Annotated in this window: 14 protein-coding genes and 1 riboswitch; of the genes, 2 read left to right on the top strand and 12 right to left on the bottom strand. The window is 37.5% G+C overall.

Annotation, left to right across the window (positions count from 1 at the left end; translation table 11 throughout):
* Nucleotides 1-753 precede the first annotated feature (753 nt).
* The 4 genes from BUE84_RS24900 to folE all read right to left on the bottom strand — a co-directional run bounded on the left by BUE84_RS24900 (nt 754) and on the right by folE (nt 3,996).
* On the bottom strand, nt 754-882 hold the full coding sequence (locus BUE84_RS24900; protein ID WP_262487975.1) for a hypothetical protein: 129 nt from the start codon (nt 880-882) through the stop codon (nt 754-756).
* 418 nt (nt 883-1,300) lie between these two features.
* Nucleotides 1,301-2,767, bottom strand: a complete 1,467-nt coding sequence (gene cysS / locus BUE84_RS02040) for a cysteine--tRNA ligase (RefSeq protein ID WP_079240299.1) — start codon at nt 2,765-2,767, stop codon at nt 1,301-1,303.
* Between the two features lie 125 nt (nt 2,768-2,892).
* Complete coding sequence (locus BUE84_RS02035; RefSeq protein WP_079240298.1) at nt 2,893-3,324, bottom strand: DinB family protein; 432 nt, start codon at nt 3,322-3,324, stop codon at nt 2,893-2,895.
* A gap of 6 nt (nt 3,325-3,330) precedes the next feature.
* Nucleotides 3,331-3,996: a GTP cyclohydrolase I FolE gene (gene folE, locus BUE84_RS02030; protein WP_034694807.1), complete on the bottom strand. Its 666-nt coding sequence runs from the start codon at nt 3,994-3,996 to the stop codon at nt 3,331-3,333.
* A 101-nt stretch (nt 3,997-4,097) separates the two neighbouring features.
* Here folE and BUE84_RS02025 point away from each other — a divergent pair, with 101 nt between their 5' ends.
* Entirely contained in the window at nt 4,098-5,249 is a 1,152-nt protein-coding gene (locus BUE84_RS02025) for a hypothetical protein (protein WP_079240297.1), read from the top strand.
* 173 nt (nt 5,250-5,422) lie between these two features.
* Here BUE84_RS02025 and metF read toward each other — a convergent pair whose 3' ends face one another.
* From metF to BUE84_RS01990, 7 genes are all read right to left on the bottom strand, one after another.
* Nucleotides 5,423-6,382 carry a methylenetetrahydrofolate reductase [NAD(P)H] gene (gene metF / locus BUE84_RS02020; protein ID WP_034694800.1) on the bottom strand — a complete coding sequence of 320 codons (960 nt, stop codon included), beginning with the start codon at nt 6,380-6,382 and terminating at the stop codon, nt 5,423-5,425.
* Nucleotides 6,383-6,389: 7 nt separating this feature from the next.
* Entirely contained in the window at nt 6,390-9,050 is a 2,661-nt protein-coding gene (gene metH, locus BUE84_RS02015; protein WP_079240296.1) for a methionine synthase, read from the bottom strand.
* 1 nt (nt 9,051) lies between these two features.
* On the bottom strand, nt 9,052-10,143 hold the full coding sequence (locus tag BUE84_RS02010; protein WP_079240295.1) for a fatty acid desaturase family protein: 1,092 nt from the start codon (nt 10,141-10,143) through the stop codon (nt 9,052-9,054).
* An 83-nt stretch (nt 10,144-10,226) separates the two neighbouring features.
* Nucleotides 10,227-11,237, bottom strand: a complete 1,011-nt coding sequence (locus tag BUE84_RS02005) for a homocysteine S-methyltransferase family protein (protein WP_079240294.1) — start codon at nt 11,235-11,237, stop codon at nt 10,227-10,229.
* Nucleotides 11,238-11,274: 37 nt separating this feature from the next.
* Nucleotides 11,275-12,435, bottom strand: a complete 1,161-nt coding sequence (locus BUE84_RS02000; protein ID WP_079240293.1) for an O-succinylhomoserine sulfhydrylase — start codon at nt 12,433-12,435, stop codon at nt 11,275-11,277.
* 110 nt (nt 12,436-12,545) lie between these two features.
* A complete protein-coding gene (locus BUE84_RS01995; RefSeq protein ID WP_079240292.1) occupies nt 12,546-14,084 on the bottom strand; it encodes an ACT domain-containing protein in 1,539 nt (512 codons plus the stop codon).
* Nucleotides 14,084-15,028 carry an alpha/beta fold hydrolase gene (locus BUE84_RS01990; RefSeq protein ID WP_079240291.1) on the bottom strand — a complete coding sequence of 315 codons (945 nt, stop codon included), beginning with the start codon at nt 15,026-15,028 and terminating at the stop codon, nt 14,084-14,086. The genes BUE84_RS01995 and BUE84_RS01990 overlap by 1 nt, the downstream gene beginning before the upstream one ends.
* A gap of 60 nt (nt 15,029-15,088) precedes the next feature.
* A riboswitch (SAM riboswitch) is annotated at nt 15,089-15,195 on the bottom strand.
* A 188-nt stretch (nt 15,196-15,383) separates the two neighbouring features.
* Between BUE84_RS01990 and BUE84_RS01985 the strand changes: the two genes are divergently transcribed.
* The gene (locus BUE84_RS01985) at nt 15,384-17,999 is read left to right on the top strand and encodes an MGH1-like glycoside hydrolase domain-containing protein (protein ID WP_079240290.1); all 2,616 of its coding nucleotides are present in this window, start codon (nt 15,384-15,386) and stop codon (nt 17,997-17,999) included.
* 77 nt (nt 18,000-18,076) lie between these two features.
* On the opposite strand, the gene BUE84_RS01980 is transcribed toward BUE84_RS01985, so the two are convergent.
* Nucleotides 18,077-18,496 carry an OsmC family protein gene (locus BUE84_RS01980; protein ID WP_079240289.1) on the bottom strand — a complete coding sequence of 140 codons (420 nt, stop codon included), beginning with the start codon at nt 18,494-18,496 and terminating at the stop codon, nt 18,077-18,079.
* Nucleotides 18,497-18,521: the final 25 nt, after the last annotated feature.

Genomic DNA, 18,521 nt, shown 5'->3' with positions numbered 1-18,521 from the left:
CTCTAATTGGGACTGCAAAGATAATAACTATTTTTTAACTGACAACTTTTTTTGTAAAAAAAATTAAAGTTTTTTTTCGTCCTTATCTTATGAAGTAGTTTATGTTTCTGCCTTTCTAAAGGCGCTTCTGCGCTACTGAATGTATTTCGTTTTTCAGTGGGGCAAAGATAGAAACTTATACCATACCCCACAACTTTATTTAACATAAATTTTACCTTTTATTAATATTTAGGCCTAATCAGCTGGATAGCAGGGTGAAAAATTTTAAACATTTGTTTGGAGGATCAGGTGAGAGTGTCGGAGGGTTGGAGAGTTTGAGCGGTGGAGAGGGTAAGAGGGTATGATTCGGGACGAGATGCAGGATATGAGATGCTGGTTTCTGGAGGAGGAATGATCAAAATAAGGTATATATAATAATGAAGGGTAGATGTGGGTTGGGCTGAAGCCTGAGGAGCGGAAAATTTTCATGAGACTAGGCTTCCTTCGACGAAGCTCAGGATTACAGACCTCTCCTGTTGATGGAAGATCATAGGGAGATTGTTGATTTTTTATGTATGGGATGATGATTGCCCACAGATCTCACAGATTTACACAGATAAGATGTTTGCTTTTATATTATATATAGGATAGGAAATATGAAAGAGTACATTATATATAATTAATAGGATTTAACTCCTATACCCGTAATTAATTAAAATGTTTCGACTCTGCTCAGCATGATTGCTAATACTAACTGCTGAAAGGCCTTAGATATTATACTGTCATTTTACTTCCTTTAAGGCTCTTGTAAAGAAGTTGGGATTCCTTCGGAACGACACGATGGGAATAGAGATGGATACTCAATAACCTGTTTCCATAGAAACCAACAAGATTAAAATTCATCACCAATGTTCCTTTTATACCTTGAAACCCGAAACCTGCAACACAATAACCCGAACCTCATCATTTATCATTCATAATTTATAGTTTATAATTCCCCCTCTCCCCTAGCCCTGATAGTAATGGTTACCCCGCAGCTTGGTTGGAGTGTGGGTGGGTTTGGGTGTGGGAGTGCGCGGGCGCGAGGAGTAGAAATGGATAGCAGGATGAAGCTCCTAATTGGATTGGAGAGTTTGAGAGTTGGAGAAGATTGAGAAGGTTGAGAGATTTTAAAATGTGTAGGTAAAAGAGGGAAACATCAAATTCTACTTATACTATAATAATGTAAATATAAATAAGATGATCTCCAAAAAAAACATTCCGTAAGAATCCTGTATTTAAGGGACTCCTACGGAATGGGGATAAAACGAAGTTATATTTTCTAGTTCAGAACGTATGATGTTCCGTCTCTTCCGTCTTTTAATTCGATTCCTTCAGCAAGCAGTTTGTCTCTGATCTGGTCTGAAAGCTCGAAGTTCTTTGATTTTCGTGCCTGATTTCTCAGTTCGATCAATACCTTTAGGGTCTGATCCAGCTTTTCATTGTTATTCTCTTCCACGGTCTGCAGTCCAAGAACATCAAAGATAAAGGCATTGAGTGTAGTTTTCAAATCTTCAAGATCCTCTGTTGAGATTGTTTCTTTACCATCGTTCAAAGCGAAGATATACTTCACGGCTTCAAACAGGTGAGCGATCAGGATTGGTGAATTGAAATCGTCTGTTAAAGCTTCATAGGCTTTATCTTTCCACTCTTTCAGGCTGAAACCGGATTGTTTTGTATCATCTGGAGTAATAGAATTCAATACTTTCACTGCTTCCATTAATCTGATAAATCCTTTTTCGCTGGCTATCATGGCATCGTTTGAAATATCCAGAACGCTTCTGTAGTGCGCCTGCAGGAAGCAGAAACGTACAATTGAAGGATGGAAAGGTTTTTCAAAGAAGTCATTATCTCCTGTAACCAACTGCATCGGGAGGATATAGTTCCCTGTAGATTTGCTCATACGCTGAGAATTCATCGTCAGCATATTGGCATGCATCCAGTAATTTACCGGAGCTGCATCGTTGCAAGCTTTCCCTTGTGCAATTTCACATTCGTGGTGAGGGAATTTAAGATCCATTCCTCCTCCATGGATATCGAATGTTTCGCCAAGATATTTTGTACTCATTGCAGTACATTCAAGATGCCATCCCGGGAAACCTTCTCCCCAAGGGGAATTCCATCTCATGATGTGGGCTGGCGATGCTTTTTTCCACAATGCAAAATCCTGTGGGTTTTTCTTTTCTCCCTGTCCGTCAAGGTCTCTGGTATTGGCGAATAGCTCTTCTATATTACGTTTTGAAAGTTCACCGTAGTTCAATCCTCTTTTGTTGTATTCTAAAACATCAAAGTATACTGAACCGTTGCTTTCGTAAGCAAAGCCTCTTTCAATCAGCTTTTGAGTTAATTCAATCTGCTCTACAATGTGTCCTGTAGCGGTAGGTTCGATGTTTGGAGGAAGTAGGTTGAACATATCCAATACTTTGTGGAAATCTACGGTGTATTTCTGTACAATTTCCATAGGCTCCAGCTTTTCAAGCCTGGTCTGTTTTACGAATCTGTCGTTATCAACATTTCCATCATCGGTAAGGTGACCTGCATCAGTAATATTTCTTACATATCTTACTTTGTATCCCAAATGCATCAGGGTACGATAGATAAAATCGAAAGAAAGGAAAGTTCTTACATTTCCTAAATGTACATTGCTGTACACGGTAGGTCCGCAGACGTACATTCCGACGTTTCCTTCTAAGATAGGTTTGAATATTTCTTTTTCTGCTGTAAGCGAGTTATATATTTTTAATTGCATTTATTTTTAAGTTAAAAGATTTAATGATTTTAAAGATTCAAAATTGAGTTAAAAATTACATCTGTCACAACAAATAATTGTCGTGATAAAAATCTTATCTGAAACTTTTTTAAATTTTATCATAATTAAATCGCTTTTAAATGATGCTGTAAGTGATCTACATAATCATCGATAATAAACTCCAATGTATACACCCGAGGTTCTGTTTTGGTTGTATCACAGGTTCTCTGTAATGCTTCATCTGGGATATTTTCTACGATGTGAACAATCTGATAGTTCAAAGATTTCCACAGATCAATAAGATCTGAAGTGGGAACATTCTGATAGTTCTGAGCTTTTACCCAAAAATTCTGGTCGTATACAATATTTTCGTTCTCTTTATATTGTGTCACAACAAATCTACGGATATTTGTAAAAGCACTGTCACAAAGATGGCCAATAATTTCTTTTTTGGACCATTTTTCTGAAGAACCTTTACGTGACCATTCTTCTTCAGTGATATTTTTAAATCTCTGAAGCTCGGCATCGATAATATTTCGAAGAATCTGGTAGTTCATTGTTTATTAATCCAGTTTTGCATGGCTTCCTACGTAATGTAAGAATTCCTGTCTTGTAATAGGGTTTGTTCTGAAAATACCACTTAGTTCTGCAGTAATGGTAGAACTTGCCGTATCTTTTATTCCTCTGCAGTTAACACAAAGGTGCTTTGCATCAATGATACACGCCACATCTTTCGTTCCCAAAGCTTCTTTCAAAGCATCTACAATCTGCATGGTAAGTCTTTCCTGAACCTGTGGCCTTTTCGCATAGTAATCAACAATTCTGTTAATTTTTGAAAGGCCAATTACTTCCCCGTTGGAAATATAAGCAACATGTGCTCTTCCTATAATGGGTAAAAAGTGGTGTTCGCAAAAAGAATATACAGTGATATCCTTCTCTACCAACATCTGACGGTATTTGTATTTGTTGGAGAACGTGGAGATTCCTGGTTTGTTTTCAGGAAGAAGTCCTCCAAAGATCTCGTTCACATACATTTTGGCAACACGTCTTGGAGAGTCTTTCAGAGAATCATCTGTCATGTCCATTCCCAGCGTTTCCATAATCTCGCCAAAAAGCTCAGTAATTTTTTCAATTTTTTCCTGTGGCGATTTATCAAAAGCATCTTCCCTTATAGGCGTATGTTCTTTTCCAGTGAAAATATCATCGTCGTTATCAGTAAAATCAACCATTTTTATTTAATTTGCAGCAAAAATACGGATAATATCTTTTTGTCTATTTCAAATAAGATGAAAAACATTATCTTTTATAGCCATTTCTGATAAAAAAACATATGATTATTGTCGAAGAAGTACAAAACCAACTCCATAAAAGGGAATTTCTGGAATTCCCGGCCCGCCTTTATCAACACGACAAAAATTATATCCGTCCTTTAGATAAACATATTGAGGAGATTTTTGATCCTGCCAAGAATAAATTCTTTAAAAACGGGGAATGTAAAAGATTTCTGTTTAAAAAGAATGGCAACATCGTTGGAAAAGTAGCTGTTTTTGTAAACAGCTGTTATGAGCAAAAGCAGCCTACGGGAGGAATGGGGTTTTTCGACTGTATCAATGACCAGGAAACAGCCAATTTTATTTTTGATCATTGTAAAAACTGGCTTCAGGAAAAAGGAATTGAGGCGATGGATGGACCTATCAATTTTGGAGAGCGGGATAAATTCTGGGGTCTTTTGACTGAAGGTTTTGCTGAGCCTTTGTTTGGAATGAATTACAACTTCCCTTATTACAAAGATCTTTTTGAAAATTATGGTTTTCAGATTTATTTTGAGCAGCTTTGTTTTACCAGACCTGTTTTTGCGGAAGTTTCGAGGATCTTTACGATTGCACATGAAAAGAACAGAAGAAATCCTGTAATCTCAGCTCAACCTATGAAAAAGAATAATCTGCCCAAGTTTGCCAGGGACTTTACAGAAGTTTACAATAAAGCATGGGCTTCGCATGGAGAAGGAAAACATCTGGAAGAAGCAAAAGTTCTGAAGATGTTCAACACCATGAAACCTATTATCAATGAGCATATTTCGTGGTTTGTATATGAAAATGAGACACCGATTGCGATGTGGATCAATATGCCAGACCTCAACCAGTGGTTTAAATATCTAAATGGGAAATTCGGAATTTATGAAAAGCTTAAATTTTTGTTTTTAAAGCGTTTTAAAAAGAATGAAAAAATGGTGGGCCTTGTTTTCGGTGTTGTCCCTGAATGGCAGAAGAAAGGTATTGACGGGTATATGATCTGGGAAGGGACTCAACATTTGAGAAAGCATACCGATTTTACAATTACAGAACTGCAGTGGATTGGTGATTTTAATCCTAAAATGATTAAGATTGCAGAAGCTCTTGAAACTACAGTTACCCGAAAGTTGGCTACTTATAGATATTTATTTGATAGGAGTAAGGAGTTTGAGAGACATACTGGTCTTTAGAATAAGGATGATGGGAGCTGGAAGAGGGAAGTTAGCATCAACTTTGTTGATTTTTTCTAATCGGGTGTGTAGCCTACGGCTTACTCATTTTATCTTTAAGTGAAATTCTGTATCAGATTAAAAAATAAAAACCCTGCTTTTTACAGCAGGGTTCCTTCATTTTGGTACTTTTATTAGAATAGCTCACCGGCTACTTTTTTAATATTATCACTCTTCCCCATGGAGTAGAAGTGCAGAACAGGAACTCCAAAATCCAGCAATTCTTTGCATTGAGCAATGGACCATTCTATTCCGATCTGTTTTACAGCTTCATTATTCTTTGCATTTTCTACCTCATTGATCAGTTCTTCCGGAAGGTCTATTTTGAATACCTGTGGCAGGATTTTCAAGTGTTTCTTTGTTGCAATCGGTTTAATTCCCGGAATAATTGGAACCGTGATTCCCATTTCTCTTGCTTTCTGAACGAATTCAATATACTTTTTATTGTCAAAAAACATTTGGGTAACGATATAATCTGCTCCGGCATCTACCTTTTGCTTCAGCCACTTCAGGTCATAATTCATGGAAGGGGCTTCCATATGTTTTTCCGGATATCCGGCAACACCGATGCAGAATTTGTTCAATTCATCACATACCTGTTCTTCGTTATGAAGATATTTTCCTCTTCCCAGATTATTAATCTGATTCACCAAATCCATAGCACTGGCATGTCCTCCCTGAGTAGGTTCAAAATACTGATGTCCTTTCATGGCATCTCCTCTTAAGGCCATTACATTATCAATACCAAGGTACATACAGTCTACCAACAGATATTCTGTTTCTTCCTTGGTAAAACCTCCACAAAGAAGGTGTGGTACTGTATCTACATTGTATTTATGCTGGATTGCAGCACAAATTCCCAGTGTTCCCGGGCGCATTCTTGTAATACGGCGTTCCATCAAGCCATTTCCTTTGTCCAGATAAATGTATTCTTCTCTGGATGTGGTCACATCAATGAAAGGAGGTTTGAACTCCATCAACGGATCTATATTCGTGTAAAGATCTTCAATCCCGATTCCTTTCTGTGGCGGAACAACTTCTAAGGAGAATAAAGTTTTTCCATTTGCATTTTTAATGTGTTCTGTTATCTTCATGTCAATGTTAATCTGCTAAATTTGGTGACAACCATTTTCTCGCTTCCTGGATGCTACAACTTCTTCTTGCTGCATAATCTTCAAGTTGGTCTTCTGTAATTTTTCCTAATCCGAAATATTTGGCATGCGGGCTTCCGAAATAATATCCGGAAACAGATGCTGTAGGGAACATAGCAAGGCTTTCTGTAAGGAAAACGCCTGTATTTTCTTCTACTTTTAAAAGATCCCAGATGGTTTTCTTTTCCAAATGATCAGGGCAAGCCGGATAACCTGGTGCCGGACGGATTCCTTTATATTTTTCGGCAATCAATTCTTCGTTGCTTAAACTTTCCTGATTAGCATATCCCCAGTATTCTGTTCTGACTTTTTTATGTAAAAATTCTGCATAGGCTTCTGCAAAACGATCTGCCAGAGCTTTCACCATGATGGAATTGTAATCATCATTGGCTTTTTCATATTCTGTAGACAGTTCATCAGTTCCAAATCCGGTGGTTACACAGAATGCTCCCACATAATCGGTTTTTCCTGAACTTTGAGGAGCGATGAAATCACTTAGCGCCAGATAGTCTTTTCCTTTTGATCTCTGAGCCTGCTGTCTTAGGGTTAAAAACTTCGCCTGCTCATTATTATTTTCATCAAAAATCAAAATATCATCAGATTCATTAGAATTGGCTTTAAAGATTCCGAAGATGGCTTTTGCCGTCAACAGTTTCTCATCCAGAATTCTCTTTAGAATCACCTGGGCATCTTTGAATAATTCTTTCGCCTGAACGCCTACCACTTCATCTTCCAGGATATTCGGATATTTTCCGTGAAGATCCCAGCTTCTGAAAAACGGAGACCAGTCGATAAAAGGAAGAAGTTCTCTCAGGTCCTGATTTTCGATCACTTTTATTCCTATGGTATTCGGAGTGAAAATTTCTTCGTTTTCCCAATCAATTTTAAAATTGTTTTCTCTTGCTTCTTCAATGGAAACATAATCTTTATCTACCTGTCTGTTCAGGAATTTTTCCCTGAAATCGGAATAGTCATTCTTTAAATCCGAAACATATTCTTTATTTCTGTCACCCAATAATGAGCTTACTACGTTGACAGCTCTGGAAGCATCATTCACGTGAACGACTGCATTTTTATATTTTAAATCGATTTTCACTGCGGTATGTGCTTTTGAAGTGGTAGCACCACCGATCAATAACGGAAAATCTAAATTCTGTCTTTCTAATTCTGAAGCGATGTATACCATTTCATCCAAACTTGGGGTAATCAGTCCGCTCAGTCCGATAACGTCTACTTTTTCTTCAATAGCAGTCTGAATAATCTTTTCAGCAGGAACCATCACACCAAGGTCAACAATTTCATAATTGTTACAGCCCAAAACAACACTTACAATATTTTTACCAATATCATGAACATCACCTTTTACTGTTGCCATTAAGATTTTTCCATTAGCAGGTCTTGATCCGTCTTTTTCTGCTTCAATGAAAGGTTGTAGATAAGCTACCGCTTTTTTCATTACCCTTGCGGACTTCACTACCTGAGGAAGGAACATCTTTCCGCTTCCGAATAAATCTCCTACGACTCCCATTCCGGTCATCAGATTAATTTCGATGACATGAAGTGGTCTTGCAGCCAGTTGTCTTGCTTCTTCTACATCTTCTTCAATGAAACGGTCAATTCCTTTTACCAGAGCATAAGTAATTCTTTCCTGCAAAGGATTGTTTCTCCATTCTAAGTCTTCAGTTTTTTCTTTCTTAACTGATTTATGCTTTTCGGAATAATCAAGAAGTCTTTCTGTAGCATCTTCTCGTTTATCCAAAATTACATCTTCTACAAGCTCCAGAAGTTCTTTATTGATTTCATCGTAAACCTCAAGCATTGCCGGATTCACGATACCAATGTTCATTCCTGCCTGAATCGCATGGTAAAGGAATACGGAGTGCATGGCTTCTCTCACTGTATCATTTCCACGGAAAGAGAAAGAAACATTGCTCACTCCTCCACTCACGGATGCATAGGGAAGATTTTGTCTTACCCAGCGCGTAGCTTCAATAAAGTCGATGGCATTTCTTCTGTGCTCATCCATTCCAGTTGCTACCGGAAAAATATTTAAGTCGAAAATGATATCTTCTGCGGGGAAACCAATCTGGTTCACAAGAATATCGTAGGAACGTTTTGAAATTTCAATTCTCCTTTCAAAACTATCAGCCTGCCCTACCTCATCAAACGCCATAACAATGACTGCCGCTCCATATCTTTTAATGGCTTTGGCATGTTTGATAAATTCTTCCTCACCTTCTTTTAAGCTGATAGAATTCACTACACATTTTCCCTGAGCTACCTGAAGACCTGCTTCAAGGATTTCCCATTTGGAAGAGTCTACCATGATTGGGATTCTTGCGATATCCGGTTCAGAGGCAATTAAGTTCAGGAATTTAATCATCGATGCTTTTCCATCGATCAATCCATCATCAAAGTTAACGTCCAGAATCTGGGCACCTCCTTCTACCTGATGGCGGGCAATATCTAAGGCTTCAGAGAATTTCTCTTCTTTAATCAGTCTTAGAAATTTTTTGGAACCGGCAACGTTTGTCCTTTCACCAACGTTGATGAAATTACTCTCCGGCGTTATGATAAGAGGCTCGAGGCCTGATAATCTTAAATACTTCATTTTATTCTTCTAAAATATAGTAGGCATTATTGGCATTCTGCCTCAATAAATCCCTATGCTTACTTAAAGCTGTAATCAGTGGAAATCTTTTGTACGCTAAACCATGTTCTTCAGCAAATTCTTCAATCTCCTCTGTAATTTCATTGTAATACATATAACTGTAATTGGGAAAAAGATGATGGGCTACATGAAAATTGAAATTTCCCAAAACATTTCTTACTAACCAGTTATTTTCTTTTAAATCATTGGTCACCTCAAACTGGTGACGAAGCCAGCTGAATGGAAGCCCCTTTTCTTTATTTAATTTTGGAAAAGCATTATCAGGAAGCGGATGCAAAGGCAGTAAAACAAACAATGCAAAAATACTTGCTGATATCACCTGTAAAAACCACGCTCCTACAGCCAATCCTATTGATACTTTAAAGAACATTACAGGAACCACAATCTGATAAAAAAAATAGAACAACTTATAGCTTATCATTTTTACTTTTTCAATGGTGGGTATCTTTCCCTGGGTCTTTAAAATAACTCTTTCCTTGTCAAAGAAGTCCCTGAAGTCTCTTATAAACATCCAGTTGAACAAATACAACGGATAGACTAAAAAGAAAAACTTATCCTGATACTTCTGTACTCCTTTCGCTTTGATCCACGGTACAATTAAAAGCAGCCCACTCTGTTCGATATCCGTGTCCCATCCATCTACGTTAGGATAGGCGTGATGGCTTGCAATATGTCTTTTTTTCCAGATATAGGAATTAGCTCCTATAAAATCAAAAATGTGAAGAACCAACCCGTTCAGTCTTTTACTTTTATAAATGTTGTTATGGGCTGCTTCATGGATTAAGTTTAAATAAATCAAAACCAAAGAAATTCCCATTAAAACGAAGCTCAGAATGTAGATCCAATGCTTTTCGGCATTCAAAAGAGCCAAAAAATATAAACCAATATAGACCAGTGGAAGAAGTACCGCTTTGATCTTAATGTAGATATCTCTGTTCTCAGAAATGTTTTCTACTCTTTGGTTCACTTTCTTTCTCAGTTCATTAAATAATCTGACATCCTCGGAATCTTTTAAGTAAATTGGCTTTTCCATTATATTTAACTTTGTGGTTTACTTAAAGTTAACATTTATAATCCAGCCTTCATCTTTGATTTTAATTTAAAAAATCTATCAAATCACACAAATTTCTTCAATTTCCTTGGCTCATATTTCTCCACCAGGTCTGCAATCGCTTTAATATGCTCAGGTGTTGTACCACAACATCCTCCTATAATATTGATTAATCCTTTCTCAACATATTCTTTGATCTGTCTCGCCATATCTTCCGGAGTTTCGTCATATTTTCCAAAAGCATTCGGTAAACCGGCATTCGGATATGCTGAAACGTAGAATTCTGAATTATGAGCCAGTGTTTCAAGATAAGGAGTCAGCTGATCTGCTCCCAATGCACAGTTGAAACCTACGCTTAGTAAATTCAGATGGGAAACTGAGATCAGAAAAGCTTCTGCGGTCTGTCCGCTCAATGTTCTTCCTGAAGCATCGGTAATGGTTCCTGAAACCATGATTGGAATTTTTATTCCTCTTTCATCCTGCAGTTCATCAATAGCAAATAAAGCAGCTTTTGCATTCAAAGTATCAAAAATGGTTTCTACCAGAAGAATATCTGAACCTCCATCCAGCAAAGCTTCACACTGCTGTTTGTAAGCGACTCTCAATTCTTCAAAAGTGATGGCTCTGTATCCCGGATCATTAACGTCTGGACTTAAACTAGCTGTTCTGTTTGTAGGTCCTATAGATCCCGCTACAAATCTCGGTTTGTCCGGATTTTTCGCAGTATACTCGTCACAGGCTTTTCTGGCAATTTTTGCAGACTCATAGTTCAGGTCGTACACCAGATCTTCCATGTGATAATCTGCCATCGCAATGGTAGTTCCTGAGAACGTATTGGTTTCAATGATATCAGCTCCGGCTTCCAGATATTTCTTGTGAACTTCTTCAATCGCCTGAGGCTGTGTCAGAGAAAGCAGGTCATTGTTTCCTTTTACCGGATGTTCCCAGTCTTTAAAACGCTCTCCACGGTAGTCTTCTTCTTCGAATTTGTATCTCTGAAGCATGGTTCCCATGGCTCCGTCAAGAATTAAAATTCTTTCGGATAAAGCTTTATATAATTGTACTGAATTTTTCATTTTAATCTATTTTGGCTAAAACCAGTTGCTAGTTGAATTAATCTAAAGCCTGCTTCAGATCAGCAATAATGTCATCCACATTTTCCAACCCTACTGAACAACGAACCAAACCTGCAGTAATACCTACTTCATTTCTTTCTTCGTCTGACAGTTTGGAGTGTGTAGTAGAAGCCGGATGTGTAACGATCGTTCTTGTATCCCCTAAATTGGCAGACAGTGAACACATTTGGATCTTATCTAAGAAGTTTCTTCCCCCTTCTATTCCACCTTTTATTTCAAAGGCTACAATATTTCCTCCAAGTTTCATCTGCTTTTTGGCAATTTCATAACTCGGATGAGATTTCAGGAATGGATATTTTACCAATTCTACATTAGGATGACTTTCTAAAAACCCGGCTACCTTCAATGCATTCTCACAGTGTTTTTCTACACGGATAGCCAATGTTTCAAGGCTTTTTGATAATACCCATGCATTAAAAGGAGATAATGCAGGTCCTGTATTTCTTGCGAAAAGATAAATTTCTCTGATCAGGTCTTCCTTTCCTACTGCTATTCCACCTAAAACTCTTCCCTGTCCGTCAATCAGTTTCGTTGCTGAGTGTACCACAATATCTGCACCGTATTTGATAGGCTGCTGAAGATAAGGCGTTGCAAAACAGTTATCTACAATAAATATAAGATTATGTTTTTTCGCAATCTGTCCAAAGAATTCAAGGTCAAGAATTTCAATAGCCGGATTGGTAGGCGTTTCAAGGTATAAGATCTTGGTATTAGGTTTAATATATTGCTCTACATTCGCGGCATCTTCTGCTTTGAAATAAGAGGTTTCAATATTCCATTTCGGGAAATATTTGGTAAACAAAGTATGAGTAGATCCGAATACTGACTGGCAGCTTACGATATGATCTCCGGCATTCAGTAATGCAGCAAATGTAGAATAGATGGCTGCCATTCCTGTTGCAAAGGCATATCCTGCTTCTGCTCCTTCCATTTTAGCGATCTTATCTGTAAATTCGGTTACGTTTGGATTAGAGAAACGGCTGTATAAGTTTTTAGGTTTTTCTTCTGCAAAGCTTGCTCTCATATCTTCCGCATCCTGAAATATAAAACTGGAAGTAAGATATAGCGGTGTAGAATGCTCATCAAACTGGCTTCTTTCCGTTTGGGTTCTTATTGCTGATGTTTCAAAATTTTCCATATAGTTTTAATTTGTCAATTCAGCAGGGTAACCATTAGATTCTTCGCTATGCTCAGAATGACAATTGCAATAATGGTTACACTGCCAGATTGGTAGATTGTTACATTAATTTATTTCGTTTCACTTACTCTTAAAATATCCCCGAATACACCTCTTGCTGTAACCTGTGCACCAGCTCCGGCTCCCATAATCACGATTGGATTCTCTCCATAACTTTCTGTGTAGATTTCAAAGATTGAGTCTGAGCCTTTCAGCTGTCCTAGTGCGGAAGTTGCAGGAACAGAAATCAGTTTCACATCCAGCTCGCCTTTATCTTTCTGTAAGTCACCGTGTAGATCACCTACATATCTCAATACATGTCCGGGCTCCTGATTTTCTTTTATTTTCTGGTATTCTTCGTCCAGCTCTTCCAGTCTTGAAAGAAATTCTGATTTTGAAACTTCAAGTAAGCTTTCCGGAACAAGATTTTGAATATTGATATCTCCGAATTCGTTGATAAGGTCTAATTCTCTTGCCAGAATTAATAATTTTCTTGCTACATCATTTCCTGATAAATCTTCTCTCGGATCCGGTTCTGTATATCCTTTTTCCAAAGCTTCGTTGATGATGGTTGAGAATTTATCGTTCCTCAAAGAAAAATTATTGAAAACATAGCTCAATGTTCCGGAGAACACTCCTTTGATTCTTGTGATATTTTCTCCTGAAAGGTGTAATAATTTGATGGTATCAATTAACGGTAATCCTGCTCCCACATTGGTTTCATACAAATAACGTCTGTTGTTTTTACTCAACGTATATCTTAGTTTTCTGTATTCTTCTATTGGAAGGGTATTGAAAATCTTGTTGGAAGACACCAGATCGAATCCGTTTTCTGCCAAAGCATGATAATTTTTCACAAAATCTTTGCTTGCAGTATTATCCACAACGATCAGATTTTCCAGTTGGTTTTCATTAGAGAAGTTGATTAGTTCTTCTACATTCGATGGATGTTCTGCTGTTAAAACCTCATCACTCCAATTGGCGTCGAAACCTTTTTTGTTGAAAGCAATTTTCTTAGAGTTGGCTACTGCAACTACTTTAAGGTCTATTTTTTTTCGTTTTTTAATTTCTTCTGCAGATTCCAAAACCTGTTGTATCAATGTCTTTCCTACATTTCCGTGACCAATGATGGCCAGATGAACGGTCTTCGGCTTTTTGAAAATTTCAGATTCTATGATGTTTCTTGTTTTTTCATCCTGTGAAGATGTTACTACGATGTTCACTCTGTTTTCTCCTGCTACCTGATTCAAAAGCAATGGGAAAACATTATTTCGTGCCAGTTCTGCAAAGACTTTATTGAAATCTTCTGCAACAAAACCAATCACAGAAACATTATTGATACTGTAGATCTGGGAAACTTTTCCAGATTTTCTTTCTGCTTCAAATTCATCAATAAGACAAGCAACCGCTTTCTCTGCATCATTTTCATGAACCAGAATAGAAATTCCGTTTTCTATAGCCTGTTGAGAAATTACGCCAACACTGATGCGTGCTAAAGTAAGTGCTTTAAAAATACGTCCGTCAATCCCGATTTCTCCAAGGAAATCTTCTCCTTCAAATTTGACGATTGATCTGTTCTTTAAAAATTTTATTTCGTTAGCATTTTTCATTACTCCTGTAAAATGTTTTTTATGATATTATTTAATTGTTGATATTCCATTAGGAAGGCATCATGCCCGTGTATAGATTGGATCTCGTGATAAGAAACATCCTTATTTTTCTCTTTTAAGTTTTCAAAACACATTCGGATTTCTGAAGCCGGGAAGAATAAGTCTGTATCTACGGAGATCATGTGCATTCGTGCCTGTATGTTCTCCAGTGCTTCTTCAGCAACGTTGATATTCATTAAGAGGTGGTTCATCAGCTTGTAACTTTTTAAACTAAACCTTTCGTTTAGTGCATTACCATGATAAACCAACCAGTCTTCTGATTCCAGGCGTTTTTTTTCCTGGTTATATTGGTTTTGAAATCTGTCATTGAGTGACTGTGGCGTTCTGTAACACAACATGGCATGAATTCTCGCTTTCTGTAATGGTTCTTCTTTATCATTCAATAAAAATTTCTGAACCAGACATTGTGCATGAAGCCAATCGTGTGTTCTGTAATCACAGGCAATAGGAATAAATATTTCTGTGAGATCCGGCTGCTTGGCAAGCATTTCCCAGGCAATCCCTCCTCCCAGAGAACCTCCGATAATGGCATATAAATTTTTGATATGTAAAGCTTCAAGCCCTTTCAGAAATATCGCTGCGATATCTGAAGGTGTGAAGTCTTCATTATCTTCAATTAAAAAATCGTCGTATCCGTTTCCTGGTATGTTGAAGCACAGAACAGTATATTGATCAGTATCAACAATCTGATTTTCTCCTACCAGCTGTTTCCACCAACCTTTTTCTCCGGATACATTTGAATTTCCGGTAAGAGCATGGTTGATTAAAATGATTGGAGCTGTAAACAGATCTTTCCCAAAAAGCTGATAGCTTAATGAGATATAGTATTCCTTTTGGGAATAAGTTTGATACGTAAGATTAATATAGTTTAGTTCTGTTTTCAATTCTATTAAATTTTAATACAATTGAAAATGCCACAGGAAATGGCTGAAAAGAACTTCAGTAAGTTATCTGTCCAAAATTATTTGGTAGAACGTAGCACCTTCTTTGCTTGCACAAAGGGTTGCTAAGGTTTCATAGGGTCTAATCCCTCAACCTTTCTTGATAACATTTTCAATATTTGAATGAACGAATGATGCAAAGGTAGTTCTTTTCTTTTAATTTCAAAAAAAAATTATTTTAATATTTAAAAAAGCCTTTAAATACAAGTATTTCAAGACAATATTAATAATTATTCAGATGAAAAAAATTGGAATTACTTCTCAAAAAAACTAACTTCGTATGGAAAAATGATGAGATATGACCGCCGAAAAAGATAGATTACAAGATACCAAATGGAAAAACTGGGGACCTTATGTAAGCAACCGGCAGTGGGGAAATGTACGCGAAGATTATAGCCCGAACGGGAATGCCTGGAATTTTACCAATCATAATAATGCAGAAAGCTATGCCTACCGATGGGGTGAAGAAGGTATTGCCGGAATTTCTGATGTAAAACAGCTTTTATGTTTTGCTTTTTCGTTTTGGAACAAGAAAGACAAAATGGTAAAGGAAAGATTCTTTGGATTGAGCAACCCTCAGGGAAATCATGGGGAAGACATCAAAGAAATCTTTTATTATCTGGATAATACACCTACTCATAGTTATATGAAAATGGTGTATAAATATCCAATTAATGAATTTCCTTACGATGACCTTGTTGCAGAAAACGGGAGACGCAGTAAAAAGGAACCGGAATATGAGATTTTCGATACAGGAATTTTCGATAATGATGAATATTTTGATATTTTCATAGAATACTGTAAAGCCGATCACAATGATATTCTTGCCAGAGTAACGGTCTGTAACCGAAGTCAGCATAAAGCACCTATTATGGTAGCGCCTACTGTTTGGTTCAGAAACAACTGGAAATGGGGATACAACACCTATAAAGCAGAAATCAATGCTTCTCATGACGGAAGTATCAACATTGGCCATGACAGTATTTCGATTAAAAAACTTTATTCCCGAAATACCAATACACAAAGCGTATTTTGTGATAACGAAACCAATAATTCTAAGCTTTACGGAGCTCCTGCAGCTGAAAACACTTATTTCAAAGATGGAATCAATAATTTTATTATCCATCAAACGAATACGGTAAATCCTGAAAAAAAGGGAACAAAAGCTTCTTTTCTGATCGATGAAATGATTGAAGCCGGGGAATCCAAAGTTTTTGAATTCAGATTATGTCCGGATGAAGCTGATGAACCTTTTGAAAATTTTGATGAAATATTCAATATACGAGAGGCTGAAGCTGAAGAGTTTTATAAAGAAATTCAGAATGACACTGTCAACGAAGATGAAAGAAATGTGCAGAGACAGGCTTTTGCCGGACTTCTCTGGAACAAACAGTTCTACCATTACAATATCGGAAAATGGCTGAAAGGTGATCCCAACTTTGAAGCCCCAAGAAATTTCAACGACTATGTAAGAAATACAGAATGGAATCATCTCCACAATAAGGATATTATTTCCATGCCCGATAAATGGGAGTATCCATGGTATGCTACGTGGGATCTGGCATTTCACTGTGTTCCTTTTTCGATCATCGATGCAGAATTTGCCAAGGGACAGCTTTTGCTCCTTACTAAGGAATGGTACATGCATCCCAACGGACAGCTTCCAGCCTATGAATGGAATATGAGTGATGTAAATCCGCCAGTACACGCCTGGTCATGCTTCCGTGTTTTCAAAATTGATGAAAAAACTAATGGAAAGCCAGATTTACTATTTTTAGAGAAAGTATTCCAGAAACTGCTTCTTAATTTTACGTGGTGGGTGAACCGAAAGGATAAGAACGGGAAAAATATCTTTGGCGGAGGGTTTCTTGGTCTCGACAATATCGGAGCCTTTGACCGGAATATGGAATTAAAGGACGGTCAGCATCTTGAACAGGCAGACGGAACAAGCTGGATGGCCATGTACGCACTGAATATGATGCGTATTGCAATGGAGCTTGCCCAATACTATCTGGTATATGAAGATATGGCCATCAAGTTTTTTGAGCATTATCTTTATATTGCCGAAGCTATGGAAAATCTGGGCGAAGGCACAAAAGGACTTTGGAATGAAGAAGACGGATTTTTCTATGATGTACTACAGCTTGGAAATGGAGACAGTGTTTCTTTAAAATTAAGAAGTATTGTCGGTTTGATTCCTATGTTTGCCGTTGAGATTGTTGACCACCGTTTACTGGAAAAGATGCCGAATTTCAGAACCCGAATGGAATGGATCTTAAAGAACAAGCCGGAATTGACCAAACTTGTTTCTCACTGGGACGAGGAAGGACAAGGCCGAAAACACCTGATGAGCATCCTCCGAAAAAACAGACTAACAAAGGTTCTGACCAGAATGCTTGATGAAAATGAGTTCCTGAGTTCTTACGGAATCCGTGCCATGTCTAAAGTATATGAAGAAAATCCTTTTGTATTTTCTGTACATGGATCTGAAAATATGGTGTACTACACTCCTGCAGAAAGTGACAGCCGAATGTTTGGCGGAAACAGCAACTGGCGTGGGCCTATCTGGTTTCCCATTAACTTTTTGATTGTGGAAAGTCTGCAGCGCTTCCATTATTACTATGGAAACAGCCTGAAAGTAGAACTTCCAACGGGAAGCGGTGATAAAAGGAATCTTGATGAAGTCGCTCAGAATATCAGCAAAAGACTTTGCTCTCTATTTTTAAAGGATGAACATGGACAAAGAGCTTTCAACGGAGGTAATCCAAAGTTCAATTATGATGAACATTTCAGAGATTATATTACGTTTTTTGAATATTTCCATGGAGATAACGGCCGTGGTGTAGGAGCTTCCCACCAAACGGGATGGACAGCTACAGTAGCAAAACTGATAAAACCAAGACTTACCTTTTAATAAGCAATGAGTAATTGGTAATGAGTAATAAAAAAGCCGGATGAATCATCCGGCTTTTTCTATTTTTAAATAAGAGATTATATTTTTTCTCCGTTTACATAGACTTCGTAACCGATTTCTACATTGGGTTCTAACGTTTTGGATACAGAACAGTATTTCTCAAACGAAAGTTCTGCAGCCTTTAATGCTTTTTTGGGATCAATTTCTCCTTCCAGAAGGAATTTAACGTTAATCGACTTAAAAGGTTTTGCATCTTCTACCTGTACTCTCTCTCCTTCTACTTCTGCCTGAAAGCTCCTGATATCCTGGCGCTGCTTCTTCAGAATAGAAACCACATCAATTCCGCTGCAGCCTGCTACTGCCATTAGTACACTTTCCATTGGAGAAACTCCTTTTGCTCCCGGCTGGGAAGTATTATCCAAAAGAATGGAATTCCCTTGTGCATTTGTACATTCAAATAAAAAGTCGTCGTTTATTCTGTTAAGTGTAATTTTCATTGCTTATTTGCTTATTGCTTTTACA

The organism is Chryseobacterium indologenes (assembly GCF_002025665.1).
GTDB lineage: Bacteria > Bacteroidota > Bacteroidia > Flavobacteriales > Weeksellaceae > Chryseobacterium > Chryseobacterium metallicongregator.
This window is presented reverse-complemented; position numbering and strand designations above follow the sequence as displayed.

Bases quoted from the DNA above. Each gene is read 5' to 3' on its own strand.
- BUE84_RS24900 (WP_262487975.1), bottom strand. From the start codon at position 882: ATGAATTTTAATCTTGTTGGTTTCTATGGAAACAGGTTATTGAGTATC.
- cysS (WP_079240299.1), bottom strand. From the start codon at position 2,767: ATGCAATTAAAAATATATAACTCGCTTACAGCAGAAAAAGAAATATTC.
- BUE84_RS02035 (WP_079240298.1), bottom strand. From the start codon at position 3,324: ATGAACTACCAGATTCTTCGAAATATTATCGATGCCGAGCTTCAGAGA.
- folE (WP_034694807.1), bottom strand. From the start codon at position 3,996: ATGGTTGATTTTACTGATAACGACGATGATATTTTCACTGGAAAAGAA.
- BUE84_RS02025 (WP_079240297.1), top strand. From the start codon at position 4,098: ATGATTATTGTCGAAGAAGTACAAAACCAACTCCATAAAAGGGAATTT.
- metF (WP_034694800.1), bottom strand. From the start codon at position 6,382: ATGAAGATAACAGAACACATTAAAAATGCAAATGGAAAAACTTTATTC.
- metH (WP_079240296.1), bottom strand. From the start codon at position 9,050: ATGAAGTATTTAAGATTATCAGGCCTCGAGCCTCTTATCATAACGCCG.
- BUE84_RS02010 (WP_079240295.1), bottom strand. From the start codon at position 10,143: ATGGAAAAGCCAATTTACTTAAAAGATTCCGAGGATGTCAGATTATTT.
- BUE84_RS02005 (WP_079240294.1), bottom strand. From the start codon at position 11,237: ATGAAAAATTCAGTACAATTATATAAAGCTTTATCCGAAAGAATTTTA.
- BUE84_RS02000 (WP_079240293.1), bottom strand. From the start codon at position 12,435: ATGGAAAATTTTGAAACATCAGCAATAAGAACCCAAACGGAAAGAAGC.
- BUE84_RS01995 (WP_079240292.1), bottom strand. From the start codon at position 14,084: ATGAAAAATGCTAACGAAATAAAATTTTTAAAGAACAGATCAATCGTC.
- BUE84_RS01985 (WP_079240290.1), top strand. From the start codon at position 15,384: ATGACCGCCGAAAAAGATAGATTACAAGATACCAAATGGAAAAACTGG.
- BUE84_RS01980 (WP_079240289.1), bottom strand. From the start codon at position 18,496: ATGAAAATTACACTTAACAGAATAAACGACGACTTTTTATTTGAATGT.